Genomic DNA, 14,522 nt, shown 5'->3' on the forward strand with positions numbered 1-14,522 from the left:
TCACCGGCCGCCCTGCCGCAAGGCGGGGTGGGCCAGTAGGCGGGGCGCCGGGGGGCGTCCGCGCTTGCCGGTGCGCTCCGGCTGGTAGGACCGCAGATAGCCGTGGTCTTCCAGCAGCGCGAGGGCCGGTTCGAGGTCGGCGACGGTGGGAACCTCGCTGCGGGACAGGACGGTGAAGACGTCCCGTCGGCTGACGTCCTCCCATCCGTTGTCCCTCAGCGCTTCCAGCACGCTGCGGGCGCGGGACAGGACCGGGTCGGCGCCCATGACGTCGAACACGGCGAGGGCGTGAGCGGTGTAGTACTCCCCCAGCTCGATCGCCGCGTTCATGGTGTCGGCGGTGACCGGGTGGGCATAGCCGTTGCCGCCGTGTTCGGCGAGGTGCAGCAGCGCGGCCATGCGGGCGGTCGCCCCGGCCAGCTTTCCGGCCCAGTTGGAGATGTGGCCCAGCTTGCCGCCGCGTGCCTTGAGCTGCGGTTCGATGCGCTTCTGATAGGCGATCAGGGCCGCGTCGGCGTCGGGGCTGAGTTGGATGACGGCAGGGTCGGTCCACTCCGCGAGGGACAGGGTGAGGTCGATGACCCTCGCGGTGTAGGTGGCGGCCGTCTGCTCGGGGACCGGGTCGGTGATGATCTCGCGTTCGCCGACCGTGGACGCGGGGAGGGAGTACAGGAACCGGGCCAGCAGTCCGCGCCCCTCGAACCCCTTCACCTTGCCGATGTCCCGCAGCACGTCCGGCTGCACGGCGAGGCCGATGGTCAGGGCGGGGGCGTCGATGTACTCGCGGCGGGTCTGCCGGTTCACCCTCAGCCGGTCCCCCGCGTGCCCTTTCAGGAAGACTTCCATGTTGGGGGCCCCGGAGTAGCGGCCGGCGATGATGTCGAAGATGCCGCCCTCAGCGCTCATCACCGACAGTCGGCCGCCCTGTTCCGCCATGAGCGAGGTGACCGTCTCGGGTGTCGAGTCGTCCGCCAACAGGACCGGTTCGGCGGGGACGGTGAGCGTGTCGGCCGTCTGCGCCAGACCCACGGCGGTCGCCACCATCTCATCGCGCTTGTCGCCGTCGGCGGACGCGGCCTTGGCGGCGGCCTTGTCCGCCGCTTCCTTGGCCAACCTCGCCGTCAACTCCGCTTCCACGATCACGGGCTTCATCGCGGTCTTGAGCTGCTTCTCCGCCTCATACAGGGGGTTGGTCAGCAGCGCGAAGACGGCGGACTTGCGGTTGGCGGGCGGGAGCGCCACCACGGTGTAGAGGTTGGTGGGCTCACGCCAGTTGCCGCGTACGTGGACCACCGACCGGCCGCCGGCCGCCGTGGCGAGCACGGCCAGGGCGATCGAACCGGCGAGATCCACCGGGGTCTGCGTCTCCTCCGCGACGGCCGCCACGAACTCCCCCAACCAGGCGGGGAGGACGTGGGCGGGGAACGGCGGACGCTCACGGCGGCCGGTGAGGGGAATGGGGTCCTCCCACACATCCGGTGCCGCGTCGTCCTCGCCGGGCGGGTCTTCCAGGGTGGGCAGTCCGGCCCACAGGTCGGGGCTGTCCACAGGCTGTGGAGTCATGCGGCCGCCCTCCCTTCGGCGATGGTGTGGGGGCAGACGCCGACGCGGACGCGGGCGGTCAGCCTGATGACGGCCGCACGGCCCCGGGCGCGTTCGTGGTGCCCACAGGCACACAGCCAGTCCGCGACCGGTACGCCCTCGCACTGGATCTGAAGCCCGGGGGTGATGCCTGTGACGGTGACCGTCTGCGGGTCAGAACCAACGGCAGAAAGGACGCCCTTGCGGGCGGCGACCTTCGGTTCGCCCACGGTCGGCCGTGGCGGGCCCTGTACTGCGCCCTGAGGGCCGTTCGTGGGGGTTCGGGATGCTTTGTTCATGCCGCTCGCTCCACAGCCGTCTCAAGGCCGTTGGCGACCGCACGGCGAGCGTAGGTCTCCGGGACGCCCACGGAGACGGCGGCGGTGACGATCTCCTCGCCGATCGCCGCGAGTCCGCACGGTCCCGGGCACGCGGTGTGCTGTGCGGCGAGGAACCGGGCGACCCCGAACGCCTGTGATCCGGCGCCGGATTCGGTGCGGGCCCGTACGAGGGCGAGGCCGCGTTCAAGGCCGGTACGGACGTAGCGCTCGGTGTGGCGGCACCCGGTGGCAACCTGCCGCGACCACGTGGCGCGGGTGGGAAGGGAAGATGCCACCTCCCCCGGGGCGGGGGTGGTCTCTTCCTTCACCACCAAGGCGCGGACGGCCGCCGGTAGAACGGCCATACGGCCGGTTCCGGGTCCGAGCCAACGGGCGTATTGCGTCAGGGACTTGATGTCGACGCCCGGCCGGACCGCGTTGGACGACGCCATGGCGCCCCGGTAGAGCCAGTGCTCACCACGCGTCGTCGACACGACGCGGGTCGCGGGGAGGGTTTCGCAGGCCCACGCGACGGCCGCCGCGTTGTCCAGGTCGACCACCGTCAGCCCCGCCCCGCCGGGGTGGTAGGCGACCGCCACCGCCTCACACCACACAGGCGCCCACACGGGCGAGGTGAGGACGTGCGGGTCGGTGGTCGCGGCGGCCCACGCGTGGCACGGCGCGGGGCACCGGCACGGCCCGGCCGCCTTCATGTTGGGTCGGCCGCCGCACCGGGGCGGGCGGCCCGCGCAGGAACGGCAGTTGCCGAACGGGACCTTTCCCGCCCGCAGGGGCAGGACCGGGACGCCGGCCGCCGCGAGGGCGAGGGCGACCCGCAGACGTTCGGGCACCGATCGAGTGGCCGGGGCCAAGGGGCCCTCGCCGAAAACGCGCAGTTGGGTCATGCTGAAGGTCTCCTGTTTCTGTCGAAGGGACGGAGAACCGGGCGGGCGCGGTCTTTGGCGAGAGGCGCCCGCCCGGGCGTAGCTACTGGCAGTCGGTGAGCGTGTGCGCGTACTGCTGGCGGACGTAGGCGCGCGGGTCGCAGATGGCGCCCGGCTGGTCCATGTCGAGCAGGAACACGGCCGCCGCGTGCGCGGTCTCGGTGGCGTCGCCGTCCGGGGCGTCGGGCTCGTCGAGCAGGGCGATACGGTCGAGCAGGGCGGCCTTGCGCAGGTAGAACTCCCGGTCAAGCTCGGTGTAGCACTCGGCGTCGGCGAGGCTGTGGGAGATCCATCCGATCTCGCTGTTGATGCTCGGGGCACCCGCGTATGCCTGCTCGGGGGTGGGCCAGTCCGCCGGAGCGGGGCGGTGGTCGGCGGTGAGGTAGAGGCGGGTGCGCTTGCCGTCGCGGGTCGGGTACCGGCGCACGTCGCCGGTGGCGAACGTGGTGGTCAGTGCGGTGGTGACGCGGTCGGTGTCGGCGGGGTCGCAGATGACGCGGATCTCGAACACGAAGGACTCCTGTCAGCCGTAGAACTTGTTCCGCTTGATGACGGCCTTGCGGATGTTGACCGTCGTCCCGCCGCCGTGGCCGCCCGCGCTGAACACCTGCACGGCGATCCAGCCGCCGAAGATGACGGCGGCGAGGATGACGAACTGGGTGACCAGGGCGGTCAGAGCGGTGATGAAGGCGGTGAGCATGAGCAGTCCGCCGCACACGGCGAGGAACCCCACGCCCCCAAGCGCGATGTTCACCGCCGCGCGGGAGACGGCCGGCTTGTGCGCGACCGGTTCGGGCTTGGCCGGCCCGATGGCGTAGCCGGTGACGACCCGGCCGTCCGGGAGGACGACGCTCGCCACGGCCGGGATGGTGCCCGACTGCACGGGCATGAGCGGGGCGGTGTGGGCGGGGACGATCGGGGTGGGGGTGTGGACTTCCACGGCCGCCGTCTCGTGTCCGGCCGGACGGCCGTACGCGGTGGGTTCGTTCACGGTGCTGGTCTCCCTTCTAGCGGCCGGCGTCGGCGAGGGCGCCGGTGACGGCGGTGACGAGCTGGTTGACGGTGTCGCTCGCGTCGGTGCCGGCGAGGTAGAAGCCGAAGAGCGCGACGACGACGGCCGCACCGGCGCCGACGGCCTTGAAGCGCAGCAGCAGCGCGACGCCGACGGCGAGCAGCAGAACGAGCGAGATGGTGATGTCCACGGGGCCTCCGGGCGGGTCTCAGCGGGTGCCGGCGCGGTAGGTGCGCGCGGCGCGGTTGTAGATCCAGCGGCCGACGCGTATGCGCTTGCCGGTGGCGTGGCAGCGGCGGCAGTCCTTGCCGCGCCGGGTCTTGCCCTTGCGGTCGGTCTTGAAGCCGTGGCCCATGCCGTCGCACTTGCGGCAGTCCCCGAACGGGCTCAGCCAGCACTTGACGACGTAACCGAGGGTGACGATCAGTAGGCAGGCGGAAGCGAGCAGAGCAAGGCTCATCAGGGGCCTCTCTGAGGGGGTTGGAGGGGTTTTCGCAGGTCGGCCGCTAGTTGCTAGCGGCCTGATCAGGGGCTGTTTGGGTCGCTAGCGGGGTCGCTTGCGCAAGCGACGCTCTGTGCTTGCGCAAGCGACCCCGGGGACCTATCCGGCGTCCCGCTTATTGTTGCGCTCCGTAATCGCGGCGGCGATGTCCTCGCGCTTGATGCCGCGCTTGTTGACCACCTTGCCGTCGATGCGGCGGCTGATCTGCTCGGTGGCCACCCCGTACGGCTTGAGCGCGGCGGTGAGCGCTTCGGCCTTGGGCTTGGCCTCCAGCTCCGCCCACGGGCCGTAAACATCCGGGCGCAGGTCGGCAAGCCGGTCCACGATGGTTTCGGACCACACCTTGGCCTCGCCCTTACCGAGCACGGTCGCGACGTCGTCCAGGATCGTCACGGACGTCTCCGGGGCCGGGGCCTCGCCGGCCGCGTCGCCGGACAGGGTGCCTTCGGCCTCGCGCAGGGCGGCGGCGCGGGTCAGGATGCGGTCGGCGTCGCGGCCGTCGGCGAGGTAGGTCCGTACGATCCCGGAGTCGTCCGACATGCCCTTGAGCAGACCCACGCCCTTGTGGGACTTCAGCAGCTTGGACGCGTCCAGCCCCTCCGAGTACGAGCCCGCACCGAGGATGGTGTCCGACACCTGGTAGGCGCCGACCCGCAGGGCGAACCGGGCCTGGTGCTGGTCACGCAGCTCCGAGGGGCACGCCTTGTCGTCCGGCTTCTGCGTCGCGGTCATCACCGAGACACCGACGGCCGGGGCGACCCGGGCGAGGTAGACCATCAGGGACAGGATCTCTTTGCCGTGCTCGGGGTGGGTCAGGTACTCCTGCACCTCGTCCACCACGAACAGGGTCAGGGGCATGTTCAGCTTCTTGTCCCGGCTGATCTCCGGGGTGAGCTTGCCCTCCGGGCAGACGTGCAGCGGCAGTTCGGAGAGCCGGTGGTACCGGTCTTCGACGTCCGCCTTGAGTTCCCGCAGCGAGGTCAGCAGGTGCTGAACCGGGTCAAACCCGTTCTTGGGCACGATGCCGAACCCGATGCGGTGGGCGACCTTGGCGAACGTGCGCCAGTCCGGCGACGCCTTGCCGTCGAACACGTACAGCCTGACGTACGGGTCCAACGCGGCGGCGAGCGCGATCGTGCGGGCGGAGAACGTCTTGCCCTGACGCGGCACGGCGCCGACCAGCAGCGACAGCCACAGCATGGTGGCCATGACCGGGTTGCCGCGCTCGTCGACACCCCACGGGAACGGCTTCCAGAAGTCCACCCGCGTCGCCCCCAGCAGCGGGGACTTGCCCGACGGCACGGCGAGCGGGTCACGGTCGGCGATCCAGTACGACACCCGCCGCCCGCTCGTCTCGTCCTTGTCGAGGAAGAGCTGAGTGGGGGCGATGTCCATACCGGACGCGAGACGCGCGTGAGCCTTCATCGCGTCCTCGAACGTCTTGCCGTACGGCAGATCCACCACCACGCGCCAGCCGTCCCCGTCACGGCCGATCGGCCGGGGGAAGGCGATGGTCTGGTCTTTGCTGGTCAGCCCGGCCACCTCGTGCGCGCGGATGACGATGTCCGAGGACAGCTTGCGCTTGCGGAACGTCACCTTGGCCAGGCCGATCAGCGGCCGGTCCGCCGGGGCCCCGACCACACCGAGGGTAGTGGTCAGCGTCGCCACGGCCAGCATGAGCAGCCACGACGGCGCCATGACGTACAGGGTCAGCGCGGCGGCCAGACCGACGAAACCGGCGATCGTCGCCACGATCCCCCGCAGCCGGACACGGTCGTTGCGCTGCCGCGACAGCTTCAGGTACTCCGCCGCGTCCTCGTTCGCCACAGAGGCGAGCCGCAGAGCCTTGCCCTCCGCGTCGAACACCCACCGGCCGATCGCGGTCGACCACCGCCACGCGCCGCGCGGCGAGTACAGGCAGATCTTCGGCGTGTAGACCAGCGGAAGCCGCACGGCGTGGTAGCCGACCACGGCGGAGTAGTGCCGGATGGCCCACTTGCGGACAGCCGTGCGCTGGTCAGGGAGCTTCACCCAGTCCGGCAGCACCGGCAGACGGGCCTTGTCCTTGGCCTCCATCCACTCCGCGACCGAGGGCGGGTAGACCTCGCGCGGCGGGTCGACCGGGGCCCCCTCGCTCAGGCCGTCGGCCTCCGGGTCGTCGGTGTCGGGGAGTTCGGCCTCCCACTCCCCCGGCTTCACCACACCGGCCGGCGTCACCGGGTCGGCGGGGTCGGTCTTCTTCAGCGGGAACGGCACGATGTCGGCCGTCGGCTGTTCGGTGCCCTCCGGGTCCCCGGCGGGCGTGAACGTCGTCGTCTCGGTCACGATGTACGTGCTCCTTCGGGAGTTGGGGGCCCGGCCGGTTGCTGTGGAAGGTGGGCGGCCGGGCCCGGCAGGGGTGGTCAGGTCATGCACCATCCGGAGTCACATCCGGAGTCCCACTCGTCGAACGGCAGGGTGTCCACGCCGTCCGGGATCGCGGCGCGCAGCGGCCGGTTGAACCGGGTCAGCCAGACGTGGTCTTTGCCGAGTTCGTCACGGCGGCGGTTGAGGAGTTCTTCGAGCTGGCAGGCGCGTTCGAACAGGTCGGGTTCGTCGCGGCGCATGTCGTGCCAGGTCTCGGGGCGGTGGAACGGGCAGAACCAGCACGACGACTTCGGCGGCACCGGCAAACCGGCCTCACGGATGATGCGGGCGCAGTCGATACGCCGGATACCGCGTTCCAACAGCGGATACTCGATCCGCTCATGCGGCTCACAGCGCCGGTTGTTGGCCCGGGAGATCTCATCGAGGCTGATCCCGATCCCGACCGTCGCGGGCGCGTCCTTCGTCGCCCCACGGCGCTTGAGTTCATCGCCGATGACCTTGATCTTGAACTGAGCCGTGCACGAACGGGTGCCGGGGGCCCCGTTCGACATCCGCACCGGGATCTTCAGCGACCGCGAGCCCTCCCGGGTCAGGTCCTGATACAGCGTGCGGACCTCACCCGAGCGCTTCATCACCCGGTCCAGGACGACCAGCTCAAGGCCGTTCGCTTCGGCGTACGGGATGGCGTACTTGCGCAGGTAGGCGAGGGTGCCGGGGTGCTCGGAGTCGTCGCCCACGTTCGCCATGAGGAACGTGCGGAAGTCCAGCTCACCCGTGGCCGCGAGAACCAGGGCGGCCGTCGACTGCACCCCGCCACCGAAACTGAACGCCTTGACCGGCGCGACGACAGGGGTGGTCATGACGCCACCTCCGCCGTGCGGGCCCGCTCCGCAAGGAGCGTGTCCCGCAGCGTCCGCGCGTTCGCCGGCGAGGTACGGATCTCGCGGCGGATGCCCTCCGCCGTGATCCGGCTGTCCGGCCAATCGGCGGTCGCGGTCCGGGCCTCAGCGAGCAACTGATCCGCCGTGCGCTTCGGTCGGGGCGACCTCGCCACGACCGGAACCTTGCCGGTCGCCCGGCGGGACCGGGGAGAGTCGGCCGCCACCGCCCGCCGCCCGGTCGGCGCCGGATCGGCCTTGACCGGGTCGACCGCCGGGGCGATCGCGGGCACGGGCTTGAGCGGGAGCGTCGGCTTCACGAAGTCGACCGCCACCGGATCGGGCACCGAGAATCGAGTCAGCACCACCGACGGCGCCGGGGTCGATTCCCGCAGGTCAGCCATAGACCGATTCCTTACAGTCTCGGTGGATTCCTCCGCATTCGTGACCGGGGCGGGATCGAGGGCGGGCGCGGGGGCAGAGCCGCCGAACATCGACGCGAGCGCGACATCCGCACCGGCGGTCACCCGGGCGCGCTGGACATCCAGAAGCCTCGATCCGAGCGCCGCGTCCCCGACTCCGACCTTGCGGGCCAGACGCCATGACGCCCGGTCCGACCGCTTCCTGACCCGGTCGCTGGGGTGGTGGGCGGCACGGGCGCGGTGGTAGGCGAGAGCCTGCACGATGTCGGCGGTGTGCCGCTCGTTCTCCGCGTCGCGGCCATCGGTGTGGACGACGATGCGGCGGGCGAGGAACGCCATGCCCTCAGCCGAGACGGACATGCCCATCGGGGTCAGCGCGTAGACGACCGTCCGGCCCGCGTCCGGCGCGGCCATCGCACCCATGACGGCGGCGGCGGCCGGCAGCGCCCACAGCCCGATCCGTACGACGCGCGGGGAGGACTGGCCCAGCATGGTCAGGCCCAGCAGAACCAGGGCGAGCACGGCCGTCGCGCCCTCACCGGCGCCGAGAGCACCGAGGGCGGTACCGGTGCCGTAGGCATGCCCGATGTTGCTGTACGTGCCGATACCGCCGACCACGCCCGTGGCCAGCATCGGCACGAACGCGGCCGTCAGCACACCGACCTGAACCTTCGTCAGAGGCTTACGGGTCTCGCTCATGCCACACCTCCCAGGGCGAACACGACGGACAGGATGAGCAGGGCCCCGCTCGCGCACGTCAGGTCGACCGCGCGGCGCAGGCAGGTGAACTTGGCGACCGCAAGCCGGGACAGACCCGCGATGTCAGCGGCGAGGTCCCGGGACGCGGCAACGTCGGTGATCTCCTGCGCGGTGAGCGTGGCCCACAGCGGGAAACCGTGCCGCCCCTTGATGTTGGGGCGCACCGACCACAGCAGCAGACCCGCCGCCCCGATCAGCAGCGCCAGCCCCAACCCGCCCGCCACGTACGCGGGGACGTTCAACGGCAGGTCACGGGCGACCGTCCACGCACCGGCGAGCACCGCCCCGACGAACGCCAGCAACAGCGCCGTCTTGGCGTCGGTCCGCGCAATCTCCGCCTTCACCTCAGCGTGCGCGGCCATCAGGTTCTGCGTAGCGGTGGTGGTCACGCCGCTTCCCCCGTCCCCGATCGGTGGCCACGCACGGCGCGCAGGAACGGCACCGTGCGGGTCAGCGCGTCGGCGTACAAGGCGTCCCAACCGGCGATCTCGTCACCGGCCTCGCCCATCGCGACCAGGTCGGCGAGCACGTCACGGGCCGCGTCCTCACGGGCCGCACGCTCGTCGTCCGTCTCGAACTCCAGCGGGCCCCGGAACAGGTCGATGTCGATACCGAGGGCCAGTTCAGCGAACTCGGCCTCACCGTGGGCCTCTTGGTCCCCAACAAAGGTGCGCATACGCATGACAGAACTCCTGACGTCGAAGGGGTGCCGGTGCGGTCGCGGTCTTTGGCGAGAGGCGACCGCCCGGAAAGCCGGGCCGCGAGTGCGGCGGGAGGTTGGGCACTGTTCCGGCTCCCCTCAGCCCCGCTCGTACGAGACGAGCGGGGGAGGCAGCCAGCCGCCGGGCCGAAGCACGGCGGCGAGGTGGGGTAATGCGCTGTCTCCTTCGGGAACACGGGCTCCCGTTTCAGGCGTATGGAGACGTGACCTTTCGGTCTAAGCCCTCCGGGAGTGCCAAGGGCCCCGGGTCCCTCGCCCCCGCCGAAGCGGGGCCTCATGACCCCTCTCGGGGCCCATTTCGTGCGCTCGATCGGATCGCCGAAGCTTCCTGATCGAGAGGAACATGTATTACGTGTTCCTCATCCTGCAGAGGGGAGTTCGCCCCGTCAAGCCCTTCGGCTGTTGGAGTTCGCGCGCCCCTCGCGCTCGATGTACCTACAGAGTGGCGCCGACGACCGCGACGCTCGACTTCGCACCTGTACGACTCAGGTCGTTCTTAGCTAGCGTGAAGTCGTACCAAGTCGTCCCGACTGAGCGGAGGTTGGACGTGGCGAACGAGCGACTGCGCGGCGCGATAGTCGACTTGGGCCTGACCCTTGATGAGGTCGCCGAACGTCTCGGTGTCTCGGCCAAGACGGTCGAACGCTGGATCAACGACCCGGACCGCAAGCCGTATCGCCGCTTCCAGTACGCGACCGCCTCACTTCTGAAGTGCGAAGTCTCGTACCTCTGGCCGGACGAACGCACGTCAGCCGAAGTGACCGCAACCGGCAACGCAGAGTTGGTCAGGCTGTATCCGCACCGGTCCGTCGTGATGCAGACCCTTTGGACCAACCTGTACTCCAAGGCGACCCGGCAGTTTGACCTACTGGTGTACTCGGGGTTCTGGCTCACCGAGGATGCGACGTTTCACCGCATCGTGAAGGAGAAGGCGGCTGACGGAGTCCCCATCCGCTTCATGCTGGGAGAACCGGACTCGCCGGCCGTGGCCGTGAGGGGCGACGACGAAGGGATCGGCGCCGCGATGGCGGGCAAGATTCGCAACGCCCTCATCAACTACGCCCCGCTCTTCGGCCTCCCGGGTGTCGAGTTCCGCTTGCACGGCACCACGCTCTACAACTCGATCTACCGGGCCGATGACGAGATGCTGGCGAACGGCCACCTCTACGGGGTAGGCGCCTACATGGCTCCCGTGCTCCATCTGCGACGCGTCCCCGGCGGTGAACTCTTCGACGCCTACGCTGAGAGCGTTGAAAAGGTGTGGCAGTCGGCCCGTCCGATCTCGTCACCCGCCGATTGGGAAGGCACACGCTGATGAGCCGGATTGACTACTTCCGCGACCCGCACGCCCCTGAGGCCAACTCGGTGGTCCCGTCGGTGACGGCGGTTGTCCGGGACGATGCGGGACGGCTGTTGCTCATCCACAAGACCGACAACGACCTTTGGGCCCTGCCTGGTGGTGGCCACGACATCGGCGAGCGCATCGCGGACACGGTCGTTCGTGAGGTACGTGAAGAGACCGGCATCGACGTTGAGGTAGACAACATCGTCGGGCTCTACACCGACCCCGAGCACGTGTTGGCGTACGACGACGGCGAGGTCCGGCAACAGTTCTCCATCTGCTTCCGGGCCCACCCGGTCGGCGGTTCCCTACGGACAAGCAGCGAATCGAAAGAGGTCCGATGGATTGATCCGGCGGACCTTGACGGGCTGGACATCCACCCTTCGATGATGTTGCGCATCCGGCACGGTCTCGATGCCGCGCGGCGAGAGCCCTACATCGGCTGACCACCAACGGAGGCGTCCGCCATCCGCTCCCCTACGCGCTTCGACGCTGCATGGATCTCGGGGGCCGCGCGCTGGATGAACCGCCCGACGATGGTGTCGGGGCCGTATCGCTGCACGATCTCATCCAACCGCTCAGTCGGCGTCGTCTGCGTCCCGTCCGGCGTCGTCGTCATGTCGCAGTAGAGCAAGGCGTCAACCAGGTCGGGACGCTCTAGCTCGAACTCGCCCTCAAGTTCCTGCCGAAGTCCGCGTTCCTCCGCTTCCAGCAAGGCACAGGAGTGATGCGCCACAAGACGAACAACCCGTTCGTCCGCACCTTCCTGATTCCTGAGAAACCGCGCACCGTCCAAGGGATGGAACCCCGTGGCGGCAATGGCTGGCGAGTAGCCGATGTCATGCAGCACGGCGGCGGCCTCCAACAGCTCCGCGTCGTCTCCCAGAATCGGGCTCAGGGAGCGAGCGCGCTTGGCGACCCCGAGCGAGTGCGCCCACCGGCGCGGGAGCGGATCGGAAAGCAGCGATTCAGAGAGCGCGTACGCCCACTCAGTCAGTCCCATGGCTGCCAAGACTACGGCCGGCCGGTGGGAGTCGGGAGAGCGCGCACGGTTCGCCCTTTGCCGTGGACCGTGGCGAGCAGGCCGTTTCCCTCCATCTGGGCAAGGACACGGCGCACGGCAGTACGAGACGCGCCGAACCGCTCGCAGAGCTTCGCTTCGGACGGGTACGTGTCGCCCACCGACAGCGAGTCCTCTGCGATCACGTCGGTCATACGCTCGGCGAGAGACCGGCGGTCCTCACCCTTAGCGACGCGCCACCCAATTCCGGGGGCCGACTCAACAAGGCCGTCGGCTTCGAGAACCTTGAGGGCGCGACGGATCGTGTTGCGGCCGACGCCGTGCGACCGCATCATGTCGGCTTCCGACGGCAGGGTCTCGATGCCCTCCCCCTCTTCGATCGCGGTTCGCAGTGCCTCTGCGATGACCAGGTAGGTTCCGCGCGGACTGGCCTCCGGCACTTCGGCTCCTCTCGCTTCACTCCGACACTCGATGCCAAGGGTGCCACAGGCACGTGGGAGGGGTTGAGGCCATCAAACAGGCAGAGTTAGTTGTGAAGCGCCGTTGTTGCGAGGTCGCTTATCAAGGATGCGGCCAAGTGATTCGCGCGAATCAACCGGAAATCCCCCCTTGCCGAGCAGAATTCTGTTTCCGGCAGGGGTTTCCTTTCCAAAGTTCAGAACCAGGACTGGCCGACCCATCCGGATGGCGCCTTCACCTGCGGCCAGTGTCCCGCCCCGCTCTCCCGCTTCGACAACCACAAGCGCCCGGCCTAGACCGTAGATGATCCTATTCCTCGTCATTGCGGCATGGGCTAGCCAGGGTTGGGTGGGCGGGAACTGCGAGAGGACAAGTACACGATCGCGATCGAAATCCTCAGCAAAAGCCTTCTTGACCTTGAAGTGGTCAAACCCTTCGGCAAGGACTATAACCGTGGAGCCCCCGCTACGGAGTGCCGCCAAGTGAGTAGCCGTATCCACGCCCTTCGCGTATCCCGAAATCACACTCAAGCCACGGTTACTCACCTCTTCCCCGCAAGCAATCGCTGCTTTAAGGCCTAGATCACTAACAGCACGGGAGCCACACATTCCGATTCCTTCTGCTTTCAGCAAGTTTGCATTGCCGTAGCAGAAAAGCACAGGAGCGCTCGACTTCTCCCGATGGATTAACATGTCCGGATAGGATGACTCCCCACGCAGGACGGCATAGACCCCGCGCTCAGCCAGCGCTGCCGCCTTCTGGCGGCACGCTTGAGTCACTGCCTCGTCTAGGTCGAGTGCTAGTTCCTCCAGCCCTGCGGGCCCCTTTTCGCGCAGTACAGCGTCTATGCGCGCCGGGGTCCTTGCCGTCTCGAAGGCAACCAGAGCTAGGAACATCGAGTCATATTTCTTTTGAGACATCTCAGTTCCTCATCGTTCGCACCGCCGCCAGACCAAAGGCGCGCCGTGCACCAGCACGCTTCGCTGCTCTAGCGACTGCATTCATTGTCGTGCCGCTCCTATAAACATCATCCAAGACGATCACGTCGCCGGAAATCCCGCCAGGCATTGCGAAGTGACCGTCAGCTATTGCCGCCGTCCCCTCTTTAGCCTGAGGCCGCGATCCACCCGGAGATTCCGTTCGTATGATTTGCTTGCCGGTACCCGATGCCACTTTAGCCGCAAGCTGCTCCCCGAAGCTCTGCCCGTCCGCCTTATGGCCTGGAACTGTTACGATATTAGGGCATTCCCGAAGAAGAGGATGCCTATCGATCACGCTGGAAAATTTGTCCAGCAGTTCCGTTCGAGCCCTATTTCTAGCCGTTCCCGGCGAGTAGTACTTACTTCGATAAATGAGCTCACCAGATTCCGTGTTAGGCCACTTCATGGGATCGTCCCCGACTGGATCTTTGTACCAATCGAAGGCGATCGCGAAGTCGAGGTCATCCTTTGTCGTCAAAGATAAAACGACCTTAAGGAGTTCACACACGGAACGGAGCTCTTCTTTATCTGATTCCACTAGATGGAATCTATGAGTCCATTCCCTCCTCTTTTCGTCCGCGAGTTCTTCAGGCGTGCACTTACCGAGCAGCCGTATCTGGTGCGCTACTTCCTCCGGGCCGCAAAGATAGAGCCACCGATCCGGCGCCACCTTCTCGGCGAGCTTCATCAGCGCGTACTCCTTCAGGCGGTTCGCACGACCATCCGGTATGAATGCGGGCCACACGATGCGCACCTGGCCACCCCCTCCACCAACTGGCTAACCAAGTCAGCCTAGTGACACGGGGGAGGCTTGTCTCAAGGATCACGGAGCCCTCTCGCGCTTGCCCGTCAGCCCTTCGCAGCAATGGATCACACGTTCGAATCTGGTCATGAGGGCAGTATGGACGTGGGCACTGACAACAGGCCTCGTGCACGATCGAGGCAGTGCGTGCACCAGGTCGTCGACGGCGGCCAACCCGCCGCACCGCCCGCCCGCCTGTCCAGTGCTGTGTAAGCAGCGGGCTCCACTTGAAACGTCAGCCTCGACTTGTACGGCATCCGCGCTCCCGGGTCGTTGAACAGGGAGCAGCACCGTATGCCGTAGCGGGCAACCACGTGAGGGCCTGTGGATAACATCCGTTGCGCACGCTGACCTCAAGCGTCCAGCCAGATGGGGCCTGGTATCGGATCAGGTCTCATCCGTCCTGGGAACG

Annotated in this window: 17 protein-coding genes; 2 read left to right on the top strand and 15 right to left on the bottom strand. The window is 68.1% G+C overall.

Features of this window, described 5'->3' with window-relative positions; all coding sequences use genetic code 11:
• From ABZ659_RS20115 to ABZ659_RS20165, 11 genes are all read right to left on the bottom strand, one after another.
• Positions 1-1,548, bottom strand: coding sequence for a YfjI family protein (locus ABZ659_RS20115; protein WP_360221903.1), 1,548 nt, complete (start codon positions 1,546-1,548; stop codon positions 1-3).
• 328 nt (positions 1,549-1,876) lie between these two features.
• Entirely contained in the window at positions 1,877-2,752 is an 876-nt protein-coding gene (locus ABZ659_RS20120) for a bifunctional DNA primase/polymerase (RefSeq protein WP_360221548.1), read from the bottom strand.
• Positions 2,753-2,888: 136 nt separating this feature from the next.
• The gene (locus tag ABZ659_RS20125) at positions 2,889-3,356 is read right to left on the bottom strand and encodes a hypothetical protein (RefSeq protein ID WP_360221551.1); all 468 of its coding nucleotides are present in this window, start codon (positions 3,354-3,356) and stop codon (positions 2,889-2,891) included.
• 12 nt (positions 3,357-3,368) lie between these two features.
• The gene (locus ABZ659_RS20130) at positions 3,369-3,836 is read right to left on the bottom strand and encodes a hypothetical protein (protein WP_360221554.1); all 468 of its coding nucleotides are present in this window, start codon (positions 3,834-3,836) and stop codon (positions 3,369-3,371) included.
• Positions 3,837-3,852: 16 nt separating this feature from the next.
• Entirely contained in the window at positions 3,853-4,047 is a 195-nt protein-coding gene (locus ABZ659_RS20135) for a hypothetical protein (protein ID WP_360221557.1), read from the bottom strand.
• 18 nt (positions 4,048-4,065) lie between these two features.
• Positions 4,066-4,317 carry a hypothetical protein gene (locus ABZ659_RS20140; RefSeq protein ID WP_360221564.1) on the bottom strand — a complete coding sequence of 84 codons (252 nt, stop codon included), beginning with the start codon at positions 4,315-4,317 and terminating at the stop codon, positions 4,066-4,068.
• 141 nt (positions 4,318-4,458) lie between these two features.
• Positions 4,459-6,684 carry a cell division protein FtsK gene (locus ABZ659_RS20145; RefSeq protein ID WP_360221567.1) on the bottom strand — a complete coding sequence of 742 codons (2,226 nt, stop codon included), beginning with the start codon at positions 6,682-6,684 and terminating at the stop codon, positions 4,459-4,461.
• A 77-nt stretch (positions 6,685-6,761) separates the two neighbouring features.
• Positions 6,762-7,586, bottom strand: coding sequence for a phosphoadenosine phosphosulfate reductase (locus tag ABZ659_RS20150; RefSeq protein ID WP_360221570.1), 825 nt, complete (start codon positions 7,584-7,586; stop codon positions 6,762-6,764).
• A complete protein-coding gene (locus tag ABZ659_RS20155) occupies positions 7,583-8,725 on the bottom strand; it encodes a conjugal transfer protein (RefSeq protein ID WP_360221573.1) in 1,143 nt (380 codons plus the stop codon). Before ABZ659_RS20155 ends, ABZ659_RS20150 begins: the two co-directional genes overlap by 4 nt.
• Positions 8,722-9,147 (bottom strand): Pycsar system effector family protein, encoded by a 426-nt coding sequence (locus tag ABZ659_RS20160; protein ID WP_360221906.1) that lies wholly within the window; start codon positions 9,145-9,147, stop codon positions 8,722-8,724. The genes ABZ659_RS20155 and ABZ659_RS20160 overlap by 4 nt, the downstream gene beginning before the upstream one ends.
• A 23-nt stretch (positions 9,148-9,170) precedes the next feature.
• The gene (locus ABZ659_RS20165) at positions 9,171-9,461 is read right to left on the bottom strand and encodes a hypothetical protein (RefSeq protein ID WP_360221909.1); all 291 of its coding nucleotides are present in this window, start codon (positions 9,459-9,461) and stop codon (positions 9,171-9,173) included.
• A gap of 592 nt (positions 9,462-10,053) precedes the next feature.
• Between ABZ659_RS20165 and ABZ659_RS20170 the strand changes: the two genes are divergently transcribed.
• The gene (locus ABZ659_RS20170) at positions 10,054-10,821 is read left to right on the top strand and encodes a helix-turn-helix transcriptional regulator (protein WP_360221576.1); all 768 of its coding nucleotides are present in this window, start codon (positions 10,054-10,056) and stop codon (positions 10,819-10,821) included.
• Positions 10,821-11,294 (top strand): NUDIX domain-containing protein, encoded by a 474-nt coding sequence (locus ABZ659_RS20175; protein ID WP_360221579.1) that lies wholly within the window; start codon positions 10,821-10,823, stop codon positions 11,292-11,294. Before ABZ659_RS20170 ends, ABZ659_RS20175 begins: the two co-directional genes overlap by 1 nt.
• Here ABZ659_RS20175 and ABZ659_RS20180 read toward each other — a convergent pair.
• The 4 genes from ABZ659_RS20180 to ABZ659_RS20195 form a co-directional block, all read right to left on the bottom strand.
• On the bottom strand, positions 11,282-11,851 hold the full coding sequence (locus ABZ659_RS20180) for an HD domain-containing protein (RefSeq protein ID WP_360221582.1): 570 nt from the start codon (positions 11,849-11,851) through the stop codon (positions 11,282-11,284). The genes ABZ659_RS20175 and ABZ659_RS20180 overlap by 13 nt on opposite strands.
• Before the next feature lie 11 nt (positions 11,852-11,862).
• Entirely contained in the window at positions 11,863-12,309 is a 447-nt protein-coding gene (locus ABZ659_RS20185; protein WP_360221585.1) for a GntR family transcriptional regulator, read from the bottom strand.
• Between the two features lie 72 nt (positions 12,310-12,381).
• Complete coding sequence (locus ABZ659_RS20190; RefSeq protein ID WP_360221588.1) at positions 12,382-13,248, bottom strand: DNA-processing protein DprA; 867 nt, start codon at positions 13,246-13,248, stop codon at positions 12,382-12,384.
• A gap of 1 nt (position 13,249) precedes the next feature.
• Positions 13,250-13,996, bottom strand: a complete 747-nt coding sequence (locus ABZ659_RS20195; RefSeq protein ID WP_360221591.1) for a hypothetical protein — start codon at positions 13,994-13,996, stop codon at positions 13,250-13,252.
• Positions 13,997-14,522: the final 526 nt, after the last annotated feature.

Origin of the sequence: Streptomyces sp. NPDC006997 (assembly GCF_040635175.1) — a bacterium.
Taxonomy (GTDB): Bacteria; Actinomycetota; Actinomycetes; order Streptomycetales; family Streptomycetaceae; genus Streptomyces.

What these genes read in the sequence shown, in the direction of transcription:
- ABZ659_RS20140 (WP_360221564.1), bottom strand. Translation starts at nt 4,317, where the DNA reads ATGAGCCTTGCTCTGCTCGCTTCCGCCTGCCTACTGATCGTCACCCTC.
- ABZ659_RS20150 (WP_360221570.1), bottom strand. Translation starts at nt 7,586, where the DNA reads ATGACCACCCCTGTCGTCGCGCCGGTCAAGGCGTTCAGTTTCGGTGGC.
- ABZ659_RS20155 (WP_360221573.1), bottom strand. Translation starts at nt 8,725, where the DNA reads ATGAGCGAGACCCGTAAGCCTCTGACGAAGGTTCAGGTCGGTGTGCTG.
- ABZ659_RS20160 (WP_360221906.1), bottom strand. Translation starts at nt 9,147, where the DNA reads ATGGCCGCGCACGCTGAGGTGAAGGCGGAGATTGCGCGGACCGACGCC.
- ABZ659_RS20165 (WP_360221909.1), bottom strand. Translation starts at nt 9,461, where the DNA reads ATGCGCACCTTTGTTGGGGACCAAGAGGCCCACGGTGAGGCCGAGTTC.
- ABZ659_RS20175 (WP_360221579.1), top strand. Translation starts at nt 10,821, where the DNA reads ATGAGCCGGATTGACTACTTCCGCGACCCGCACGCCCCTGAGGCCAAC.
- ABZ659_RS20180 (WP_360221582.1), bottom strand. Translation starts at nt 11,851, where the DNA reads ATGGGACTGACTGAGTGGGCGTACGCGCTCTCTGAATCGCTGCTTTCC.
- ABZ659_RS20190 (WP_360221588.1), bottom strand. Translation starts at nt 13,248, where the DNA reads ATGTCTCAAAAGAAATATGACTCGATGTTCCTAGCTCTGGTTGCCTTC.
- ABZ659_RS20195 (WP_360221591.1), bottom strand. Translation starts at nt 13,996, where the DNA reads ATGAAGCTCGCCGAGAAGGTGGCGCCGGATCGGTGGCTCTATCTTTGC.